The following is a 10,004-nucleotide window of genomic DNA, read 5'->3' on the forward strand; positions in this document are numbered from 1 at the left end:
CCATCAATGAAAATGGAGATGTTTCCTGTCGCATTTGCAATGCTTATGTTTATGTCAAGAGCATCTCCTACTTTTATGTTTTCTGGAACTATGATTGTTATTGTTGTGTTTTGTTTTTCCGGTTGGGGTATGATTTCTTCAGCTATTTCGATGTTTACGGTATTGTGTGCAGGATTGTATGTTTCATCGCCGTAGTATATGGTGGTGATTGTGTGTTTTCCAGAGGTAATGTTTTCCACATGGAGTTTTGCTGTGCCGTTTTCCAGTGTCAATGAGCTTTCATCACCATCAAAGATGATTGTAACGTTTCCGGTTGCATTTGCAATGCTTATGTTTATGTTGATTGTATCTCCGGTTTTTATCTCTTCAGGTGTTGTGATTGTTATTGTTGTGTTTTGTTTTTCTGGTTCTGGTGTGATTTCTTCAGTTATTTCGATGTTTGTTGTGTTGTGTGAAGGATTGTGGGTTTCATCACCGTAGTATATTGCAGTGATTGTGTGTGTTCCTGTTGTGATGTTTTCGATGTTAATGTGTGCACGACTATTTTCAAGAGTTTTGATTATCTCAGTACCATCAAGGATAATTGTAATGTTTCCGGTTGCATTTAAAACACTTAAATTGACTAAAACTGTGTCGCCAGATTCAATATCTTCCGGAATTTCAATGACGATAACCGGATCATTTTTTGGTTCTATTGGCTCTTCTTCAACATTGAATGCATAGGTTTCAAAACCTTTTTTGTAATTGTCTGTTTCGCTGCTTTCAGCTGTGACTGTATAGGCTCCGGATGTCTTTATCTCATAATCCCCAACTAATTTCTCACCGTTTATTTTAACGGTTATTTCGCCGTCGCTTTCACTTTCAACATTAACGGAAATGAAATCTCCGATTTTCACGTTGTCTATTGGGGTTATATTGATTGAAGGGTCTTTTTTAGTCACTTCAAACATTTTAAAATAAGTTTCGGATTTGTAGTTTTCATTTTCTAAAGCAACAACTGTAATGTTGTAGATTCCTGCTTTAAGGGTCATGTTTTCGCTGGTGATGATTTCATCATTGATGTATACTGTTAATTTAGCATCTGTATCTGCACCAACGTCGATATGGACTTCATCTCCTGATTCAATCCTTTCAGGAATACTGACGCTGATGTTTGCAGGAAGCTTATCACTCACGACAACATTTGCACTGCTTGAGCTTTGCTTGTAGATCTCATCGCCAAAGTATGTTGCTACAATTTCATATGTGCCCGCACTTTCTAATTCAACGCTTATGCTATTTGTTTCACTTAAGTTGATTGCATATTCGCTGCCGTTAATGTCAATTATGACGATTCCTGTTGCACCTTCACTGACATTTACTCTGACTGGGGTATTTTCGCCAATTTTGCTGTCTGTTGCATTTATTGTAATTGAACTGTTCAATTTATCAATGTTAAAACTTGTTTGGGCACTTGCAAATCCGTAGTTGTCATCTCCATGGTAGATTGCGGTTACAAAATAATCTCCCGGAGCAATGTTTCTGATGACATATTTTGCATTTCCCTTTTTATCAAGAGTGAGTATTTCCTCCCTGCCGTTTAAAATGACGCTGACTTTTCCTGTTGCATTTAAAACATTGATGTTTACAATTGCATTTTCACCGGCTGTGGAATATTTCGCTGTCAGATTTACTGAGGTAATTTCCTTTTCAATGGTTATTTCTTTTGTATTAATTGTTTTTTCATAATTTGCATCGTCAAATATTATTTTAATTGAATGTGTACCTTTTTTAAGGCTATTCAATCCTATATTCAGTTCTCCTGTAATGTTTTCATCTAACATTAATGTCTCATCATCTAGGGTAAGGTTGATTTTTCCGGATATCAGTTTGTTTTTGAGGTCGGCTGCTTTGATTTTTAAAGTTTTGGTGTTGTATATGTCGTCAAGTATTTCTGAAGTTAAAATCATAGGCGCCTTATTTACAACGAAGTCAACTACATAGTTTTCAAATTCGTATTTTCCCCCAATGCTATTTCCGAAAACAATCCATGCGCTGTAGTTTCCTGCAGGCAAATCATTGAACTGTGTTGTCAGTGACCCTTTTTTTACATAAATGGAACCGTAGGGATGTGCAGGCCCTACAAGTTGAAAACCGCCATATGCTGATACCGGGTTCCCGTCGACATCACTGAAATTTGTAATTTTAAGGATTGCCGGATTTCCATAGGTGGTGTTTTCAATGGTGACATTGCCTGTAACCTTTCTGGATTTCTCAATTACAATTGTTGCATCGGTGTTTGTCACTGATTCATATCTGTCGGTGCCGTTGTACTTGACTGTGACAGGATATGTTCCTGTTTCCATATTTGGAATTGTCAGTCTTCCATCTCCATTGGTTATAACTATTGGGTATGTGGTGTTGTCAATGGTTGCCTGCACTTCACCGTCAATTCCAATGTCGCCTTCACTCAATTTGATGGTTATGGTTGCATCGGCTCCGTATTTATAGGATTTCTCTGTTGGCTTGACAGTCAGATTCGGTGTTATTTTTTCTTCATCGCTTAAGAGTGAAGAATCCTCAAAGCTGCTTTTAATAGGTTTTCCTATCTCAATTTCATCAATCTCTTCAAATTCCAAATTCAAATCATTTGTAGAATTGTCCGCTGCGCTTGCAACTCCCAAAGTGACAGTTGCTAGTAAAATTATGTTTATCAATAAAAATATTTTCGACCTCATTCTATCCACTATATTTCCTAATTATTAAAAATAAATTGAATATTAATAAAATATAGTAGAAACTATTACTTAAATAATAGCTATTTTAAAATTAGTATGGGTTAGTTAACATTGATGTTTCCTAAAATCTTGTCGATTGCATCCAGGAAATCTTTTGAAATGACCTTTTTTCTTTTGGACCTTATTGCAAACATTCCGGCTTCCGTACATATTGCCTTCAAATCTGCTCCTGACAGTCCTTGGGTGATGTGAGCTATAACGTCAAAATCGATATTGTCAAGTTTCATCCTTTCGGTGTGGATTTTTAGGATTTGCTTTCTGCCTTCTTCTGAAGGGTTAGGCACTTCGATTGTCCTGTCGAACCTGCCAGGTCTTAAAAGAGCGTCATCAAGAATGTCAGGTCTGTTTGTTGCAGCTATTATTCCAACATCTCCTCTCTGGTCAAAACCGTCAAGTTCCGCTAAAAGTTGCATCAGTGTCCTTTGGACTTCCCTGTCAGCACCGCTGTTGTCACCAACCCTTTTGGTTCCGATTGCATCAATCTCATCGATGAATATTATTGCTGGTGTCTTTTCACGTGCAAGTTCAAAGACTTCACGAACGTATCTTGAACCCTCACCCAGATATTTGTTGACGAATTCCGATGCCACTAATTTAATGAATCTTGCATTGGTGTTGTTTGCCACGGCCTTTGCAAGCAAGGTCTTTCCTGTTCCCGGTGTTCCATAAAGCAGGATTCCCTTTGGCGGGTCTATTCCAATTTCTTCAAAAATTTCAGGGTTTTTAATTGGAAGTTCGACTGTTTCCTTGATTTCAGTGATCTGCTTTTCAAGTCCGCCGATGTCGTCGTATGTAACGTTTGGTTTTTCCTCAATTTCCATGGCGGTAATGTTTTCATCCTTTTTTCTTGGAAAAACATTAACAACTGTTAGTGTATTTTGGTTCAGGGCCACTCTGGCGCCGGGTTCAAGAAATTCAGTATTGATGGATTTTGGATAGTTTACAAGAAATTCATGGCCGACATTTCCCTTGATTCCAACCTGATTGTCATCAAATACTTCTGTGATTGTTGCAAGAATTAACGGGTTTTTTTTAAAGGAGTTTATTTCACCTTTAAGCTCTTTGATTTTTCCCTCAAGCTGGCGGTTGCTAACGTTTGATTTTAACTGTTCACTTTCAAGGTGTCTGACCTTCTGCATCAGTTCGTCTTTGGTTTTTTCATTTTCCGCTTTTAAAGACTCAATTGTCTCAATCAATTCGTCTTTGGAAGCATCTTTAATTGATTCCATTTCAACATCTCCTAAATAATTATCTGTTTTGAAAAGATTTAAACATTAACCATTTAGGAAATTTGAAAAATAGTATAAAATTGTGGTGTAAAAAAATAAGAGATAAATCATATAGATTTATCTTTTTTTGTTATTTATTTTTTAAGAACGGATTCGATTGTTGCTTCATCTGGGGCATTAATTTCTACTAATTTGCCGTCAGTGATGTATCTGAATGTTGGAGTATTGTCTCCATATGCATTAGGGTTGAAAATTCCATCAATTCCTCCTATGGTTTTATTTTCATATCCTGGTTCGGAAGTGGTTAAGTTTGTGATTTTACCACTGTTGTCTGGGAAGAAGAATACTTTTGTGATAATTGATTTTCCATCTTTAACGAATTCTGTTAATGAAGCTTTAGCACCTTGTATGTTTGGTGCATCTTCAGCTAATTTTTGTCCGCTTTCGTTTTGTTTGTATCCTTCAGGGATTTTAAATTCAACTCCTTGTAATTTTAATACACCATTTTCAAAACTTATGTCGCCTCCGTCGGAGCTAGAGCTGGAGCTGGAGGAGAAATTCCATTCCCATGCGCTTACTGCACCTACTGAAATGCAGATTGCAAGTAATGCAACACCTATCATTAATATTTTTTTATTCATTTTTTCACCTTAAAAATATTATACAACATTTTTTGAATAAATTATATTCAAAATAATTGCATATAATATCCTTAAAATTTTTGGCTTTGCAGAATCCGGGATTTAAATTTACTAATTAATCGAGTCAAGAAAAATAGTAATAGTTTTTTCAATTTAAATCTTAAAAAATAAAAAAAGAAGTAAATAGATAAAAATATCTATTTAATTAGGTCAGAATCTGATTGGTCTAACCATTCGTTAACGATTTTCACTGCACAGTAGTTACCGCACATTGTACATGTGTCTTCCTCTTCAGGAGGTCTTTGGTCTCTTTTTGCACGTGCAGCATTAGGGAACATTGCACATTCATATTGTGCTTCCCAGTCGAGTCTTTTTCTTGCTTCAGCCATTGCTAAATCTTGTGAACCGTCGATTTGGCCGGTTGCAAGGTCTCCAGCATAAGCTCCTATTTTTGTAGCAATTACACCTTCTCTCACATCATCTGGGTTAGGGAGAGCTAAGTGTTCTGCAGGAGTTACATAACAGATGAAGTCTGCTCCGGCTTTTGCAGAGGATGCAGCACCGATTGCAGATACGATGTGGTCGTAACCTGGTGCCACGTCACATACAATAGGCCCTAACATGTAGAAAGGAGCGTTGGAACACATTTTCTTTTGAATCATTACGTTTGTTGGAATTTCATTAATTGGAATGTGTCCAGGCCCTTCAATCATACATTGTACTCCGGCTTCACGTGATCTATCGATTAATTCTCCTAAAATGATCAATTCTTGGATTTGTGCCCTGTCTGTTGAATCAGCAATAGATCCTGCTCTCATACCGTTTGCAAGGGAAAGAACAACGTCATGTTCTTTTGCAATTTCTAAAACGTAATCGAAGTTTTCATATAATGGGTTTTCCTTTTCGTTTTCAACAATCCATCCGGACATGAATGATCCTCCACGGGATACGAGTCCGGTTACACGGCCTTGTCTTTTGAGTCTGGTTAAGGTTTCAATGTTGATACTGCTGTGGATTGCCATAAAGTCAATACCATCTTTTGCTTGCTTTTCGATAGCATTGAACAGGTCATCTTCATCCATGTCAACTACTGAACCGTGTTCTCTGATACTTTCAATAGCTGCCTGATAAACTGGTACTGATCCTACTGGTAAAGGAGACATATCCAGTACTCTTCTTCTTATAACGTCCAGGTCTCCTCCGATACTCAATTCCATCAAACAGTCTGCGCCGTTGTCGATTGCAATCTGTGCTTTTAATACTTCTTCATCAAAATTAACAATATCAGTTGAGGTACCGACGGTTGCATTTACTTTGGTTCTTAAACCTGCACCGATACCTGCTGCATCAATATCTCTGTGAACGTTTCCTGGTATTACTATAGTTCCTTTAGCTACTGATTTTAAGATGAAATCTTCTGAAACACCTTCTATTTTAGCGACATGTTTCATTTCATCAGTTAAAATGCCTTTTTTTGCATCACTAATTTGGGTCATTACTTTGTCCTCCTCAATATAGATTTAAAACAGTCAAATTTATTTTATATTAATCTCATATTTAGTTGATAATCTGTTATTTTTATTTAATAGTATTTAAATTAATAGGATTAATCTTAATTCAAACTTTATTGATAAATATAAATCATTTTTTAAAAAATAGTTATTCACGATTTGATATTTCAAAATTAAAGACTTATTGATAAAAATAAAGTTAACTTTAAAAAATAAAAAATAGAATGAATCTAGTAGAATTCATTCATTCTTTCAAACGCATCATCAAAGCTAGGCATGTTGGTTTGACAACCTTGTTGCTCAATGATGAATGATGAAACGGTTGAAGCGAATTTTGCAGATTCTTCGATTGATTCTCCGTTCAGGAATCTTGATAAAAATCCTGCCCTGTAGGAATCGCCAGCTCCTGTTGGGTCAACAGCTTCAGTTTTAATGGCATCAATCTGTATCTTGTCTTCATTTGAGTAGATTTCACTACCGTGAGCTCCACAGGTTTTTACAATGATTTTTGGTCCTAATTCTCTAAGTCCCTGTAAATCCACTTCTAAAGCTTCCAGGATTCTTTCAATTTCATGATGGTTTCCAAATAGGATTGTAGTGTTTTTCAACACGTCAGTCAATTTTTTGTTGTCATACATCCCAAGGTCCTGACCAGGATCGAATGAGACAAGCAAATCTTCATTTTTAGCTTCTTCGGAACATCTCCAATTGAATGTAGGTTCACCTGTTGCAAGGTGTATTGCTTCAGCATTTTTTATTGCAGATGTAGGAGCTTTAGCTTCTTCAAATCCGCATGCTGCACCCCAATAGAAGTAACTGATTTGGTCATCGTTGTCATCTGTAAGGACAAATGCTGTAGGAGTTTTTTCACCCGGAACAATAATTAATGAATCAGTGTCAATTCCTAAGTTTTGCATATGTTCAAAATATTCGGATTTTTTAAAGTCCCCACCAACTGCAGAAACTAGGGAGGTTTTTAATCCCAATTTGGCCCCAACACATGCAACATTCGCAGCTGCACCGCCATTGAAGGTTTTCATATCGGTTATAGGTGCTGCAAAGTTTGCTTTTGGAAATTCTGGCACTCTAATAATGTAATCATGAGCAGAGTGACCAATTGCTAGTAAATCTCTGTTTTTAACCATAATATCGCCTTTTTATTTGTCATTTTAATATTGTGTTTTATCATTATTTAATCTTTTGAAAAGTGAAAATATGTAATGTCACGCAAACACAAAATCATATATTATATTATAATTATTATATAACCTTTCATTTTGCCGAGAGCATTTGATAAGTAATATCTAGATAGGTTCAAAACCCTGGTTTTTAATATCTTCGCGCCCTTCACTCAATATATAATCAATGAATTCATCAATGGCAGGTTTGTCATCGTTAACTTTTATCAGACTGATTACATGTCGTGTATCAAACTTTAAAAGTTCATTTCCCTTGAAATAACTGGCATTCAAAAAGCAATGAAGGTTGCGGGAATTCCTTACCAGTTTGAAGGCATCAAATTGTGAATTTAGTTTGTATTTGATATTGTAGTTTATATCGTAGTGCTTCAGGGAGGTCCATGCAAGCCTTTGTGCAGAACCGGTAACGTTCACAAAATCAAGGTCATTAAGGTCGTTGATGCTTGTAATCTCATCGCAGTCGGGGCTTGAAATCAAAACAAGATAATCGTAGGCTATTGGGGTAAAGTCAATGTCCCTTTCATAAGCAATGAGCGGGTCGTCAAGAGTTAAGATGTCCACGGCTCCTCGTCTGGCCAGTTCAAATGCATCCCTGTCGCTGCTGCTGTAGATATTTGTGTTGTAGGGATTTCTTATGCTGTCCAGAAGCCCCGAACTGATGTGGCCGCCGGCTATGTTGATGTTGTTTGTTTTTTCGATTTTGACAATATATTTCTGAAATTCTTCCAGAAGCTGTATGCCTTCTTTTGTAAGCAGTGTTCCATTGCCGACTTTTTGAGTAATTTTCACGCCCAGTTTCTCTTCTGCCTTAAGTAATCTTCTGTTGAATACTGTATGAGAAATATTTAACTCTTTAGCGGATTGCCTTTGGGATTTTGTACGTGATAAGGATTCTAAACTTTGGTACAGTTTATAGCCATAAACTTCACCATTTATTTCCAGACTGATTAACCCGTTGGATTGAATTTTCATTAATTATATATTAAAGTTTCAATCATAATATAATTATACATTTTTTAACTTTTTTGGGAATAGATAGAATGGAAATAATGAAAGATTCAATTGGGGCAATACTTGATAATATCAATAATGCTGTTGAGTATTTGGAAGAGGATGTAATAGATAACTTTGAAGACATAATTATGGCTTCAAACAATGTTTTTGTAACTGGTGCGGGACGTTCAGGTCTTGCTGCAAAGGCATTTGCCATGAGACTGATGCATTTGGGAATCAGTGCATATGTTGTTGGCGAAACAATCTCTCCGGCTATTCATAAAAATGACTGCATAATAGCTATTTCAGGTTCAGGTGAAACAAATACAATAGTTTCCGCTGCAGAAATAGCTAAAGATAGAGGCTCCAAGGTTCTTGCTGTTACCTCTTATCCTGAATCCAGACTTGGAAAATTGGCTGATGGTTATATTTTTGTTAAGGGAAGAACCAAACAGGAAGTTGACGATCAAAATTATATGAAACGTCAAATCCATGGTAACTACACTTCACTCACCCCTCTTGGAACAGCATTCGAACTGACAACTCTGGTATTTTTGGACGCCGTTGTGTCTGAACTGATGGAAAAGATGGAACAAACTGAAAGCGACCTTAAGGCAAGACACACTGTTTTAGAGTAATTCAGTCAAAAATTACTCTATTTTGATTATTATATACATTACATCGTTGGCCTCTTAAAAATCCAACCAATGTAACATTTCCTTTTTTTGCAATATTATATCCTGAATTGGCAGGCGCAGCATTTGATGCTAATATTGGAACGCCGGCTCTTGTCATTTTGATTACCATATCTGCAGGCATTCTTCCACTGTAAATAACATAGCTGTTGGCCAAATCAAAGCCATTCAACAGACCGTATCCAATTACTTTGTCAACGGCTACATGTCGACTGACGTCTTCTTTAACAATGAATTGATCCTTGTAGACTATTCCGGCCACATGTGTTCCTCCTGTTGCCTGCCAGATTTCGGCATTGTTTTTCAGCTCTTCAATCCTGTCGATAAGTTCGCTTACATGGACCTGGAAAGTTGATTCAACAGGGTTCACATGTTTTATTTTACTTCTCCATCCTCCGGCGGAATCTGAACACAAAACAGTTTCATTTGTTTTAAGCAGGGTATCGTCAATTTCTGCATTGATTTGAACTCCGTCCACTTCGATTCTTTTAATGTCTTCCATGGATTTTACCATGTTTTCATTGAAAAGATAACCTACTGCAAATTCCTTAAGGGAATCTTCTATTGCTGACAAGCTTCTGCTTATTTCATTGTTGATGGTTAATGTTATTGTTTCATCAAGAACTACTTTTTCTTTTACTTCTTCCGCTTTGCCGTTCTTATAATTTATTGCATCGATCTGTCCAACTTTCATATATAATAATATTATATGATGAGTCATTAAGGTTTCGATATTTTCTTTCGGTCAGTATTACTTAGCCTTAAATTAATTATTAATTAATCTTTGAAAAAATTCTGTTGTTATTGTTTAGAGTAAAAATTTTTTAAAATTAGGGATGTTTATCTCGTTAGGGATTTCAATTTTTGATAAAATTTCTTTTATGTATAATCAAAGCGATTTGCTATGATGTTAATTTGTCTTCATAATACGATGATTCAATATATATTTTTAATTTTAT

Annotated in this window: 8 protein-coding genes; 1 reads left to right on the forward strand and 7 read right to left on the reverse strand. The window is 36.2% G+C overall.

Annotation, left to right across the window (positions count from 1 at the left end):
• The 6 genes from ACKI2P_RS06655 to ACKI2P_RS06680 all read right to left on the reverse strand — a co-directional run.
• Positions 1–2,717 (reverse strand): Ig-like domain-containing protein (locus ACKI2P_RS06655; RefSeq protein ID WP_407376177.1); only part of this gene is annotated, 2,717 nt, incomplete at its 3' end.
• 101 nt (positions 2,718–2,818) lie between these two features.
• A complete protein-coding gene (locus tag ACKI2P_RS06660; RefSeq protein WP_407376179.1) occupies positions 2,819–4,006 on the reverse strand; it encodes a proteasome-activating nucleotidase in 1,188 nt (395 codons plus the stop codon).
• A 134-nt stretch (positions 4,007–4,140) separates the two neighbouring features.
• Complete coding sequence (locus ACKI2P_RS06665) at positions 4,141–4,647, reverse strand: hypothetical protein (RefSeq protein WP_407376181.1); 507 nt, start codon at positions 4,645–4,647, stop codon at positions 4,141–4,143.
• A gap of 197 nt (positions 4,648–4,844) precedes the next feature.
• A complete protein-coding gene (gene thiC / locus ACKI2P_RS06670; protein WP_407376183.1) occupies positions 4,845–6,143 on the reverse strand; it encodes a phosphomethylpyrimidine synthase in 1,299 nt (432 codons plus the stop codon).
• 245 nt (positions 6,144–6,388) lie between these two features.
• The gene (locus ACKI2P_RS06675) at positions 6,389–7,303 is read right to left on the reverse strand and encodes a carbohydrate kinase family protein (RefSeq protein WP_407376185.1); all 915 of its coding nucleotides are present in this window, start codon (positions 7,301–7,303) and stop codon (positions 6,389–6,391) included.
• Positions 7,304–7,462: 159 nt separating this feature from the next.
• The gene (locus tag ACKI2P_RS06680) at positions 7,463–8,329 is read right to left on the reverse strand and encodes a LysR family transcriptional regulator (RefSeq protein ID WP_407376187.1); all 867 of its coding nucleotides are present in this window, start codon (positions 8,327–8,329) and stop codon (positions 7,463–7,465) included.
• A gap of 68 nt (positions 8,330–8,397) precedes the next feature.
• On the opposite strand from ACKI2P_RS06680, the gene hxlB reads away from it, so the two are divergent.
• Positions 8,398–8,988 (forward strand): 6-phospho-3-hexuloisomerase, encoded by a 591-nt coding sequence (hxlB, locus tag ACKI2P_RS06685; RefSeq protein WP_407376189.1) that lies wholly within the window; start codon positions 8,398–8,400, stop codon positions 8,986–8,988.
• A 1-nt stretch (position 8,989) separates the two neighbouring features.
• Here hxlB and fdhD read toward each other — a convergent pair whose 3' ends face one another.
• Positions 8,990–9,739, reverse strand: a complete 750-nt coding sequence (fdhD, locus tag ACKI2P_RS06690) for a formate dehydrogenase accessory sulfurtransferase FdhD (RefSeq protein WP_407376191.1) — start codon at positions 9,737–9,739, stop codon at positions 8,990–8,992.
• Between the last annotated feature and the right edge of the window lie 265 nt (positions 9,740–10,004).

Source organism: Methanobrevibacter sp. (assembly GCF_045541095.1).
Lineage (GTDB): Archaea > Methanobacteriota > Methanobacteria > Methanobacteriales > Methanobacteriaceae > Methanocatella.

Bases quoted from the DNA above. Each gene is read 5' to 3' on its own strand.
- ACKI2P_RS06660 (WP_407376179.1), bottom strand. From the start codon at position 4,006: ATGGAATCAATTAAAGATGCTTCCAAAGACGAATTGATTGAGACAATT.
- ACKI2P_RS06665 (WP_407376181.1), bottom strand. From the start codon at position 4,647: ATGAATAAAAAAATATTAATGATAGGTGTTGCATTACTTGCAATCTGC.
- thiC (WP_407376183.1), bottom strand. From the start codon at position 6,143: ATGACCCAAATTAGTGATGCAAAAAAAGGCATTTTAACTGATGAAATG.
- ACKI2P_RS06675 (WP_407376185.1), bottom strand. From the start codon at position 7,303: ATGGTTAAAAACAGAGATTTACTAGCAATTGGTCACTCTGCTCATGAT.
- ACKI2P_RS06680 (WP_407376187.1), bottom strand. From the start codon at position 8,329: ATGAAAATTCAATCCAACGGGTTAATCAGTCTGGAAATAAATGGTGAA.
- hxlB (WP_407376189.1), top strand. From the start codon at position 8,398: ATGGAAATAATGAAAGATTCAATTGGGGCAATACTTGATAATATCAAT.
- fdhD (WP_407376191.1), bottom strand. From the start codon at position 9,739: ATGAAAGTTGGACAGATCGATGCAATAAATTATAAGAACGGCAAAGCG.